Source organism: Comamonas suwonensis, from assembly GCF_012844455.2.
GTDB lineage: Bacteria > Pseudomonadota > Gammaproteobacteria > Burkholderiales > Burkholderiaceae_C > Comamonas > Comamonas suwonensis.
In genome coordinates this window covers 1-280 of record NZ_JABBCQ020000066.1, presented here as the reverse complement: position 1 = coordinate 280, position 280 = coordinate 1, and the positions used below count along the sequence as shown (strand labels likewise).

Genomic DNA, 280 nt, shown 5'->3' with positions numbered 1-280 from the left:
CTGGCGCTTGACCAGCCATTGCCTGCTGGTGTTTCTGCCTCGGCCATCACTCGCATCAGCTTTATGGCACTGTGCCGCCTGGCAGAGGACAACGCCGAAATCACTCACCACACGGATGCGGACGGGCTGGCCAAGGCCACGCTCAAGTTTCGGGGCGTGCGTGCCGACCTGGAGGCCGCATGAGCTTCAATGACTATGAAACCAGCATCAGCGCGGGCCAGTCGGCTCGCCTGTACCAGTTTGACCGCAGCGCCACTGTCGTGTGGCGTTACACCAGCGC

1 protein-coding gene is annotated in these 280 nt (G+C 62.5%); it reads left to right on the top strand.

From position 1 onward, the window contains the following. Window positions 1-183: hypothetical protein (locus tag HF327_RS21870; RefSeq protein WP_198462449.1), on the top strand; the 183-nt coding region annotated here is incomplete at its 5' end. Between the last annotated feature and the right edge of the window lie 97 nt (window positions 184-280).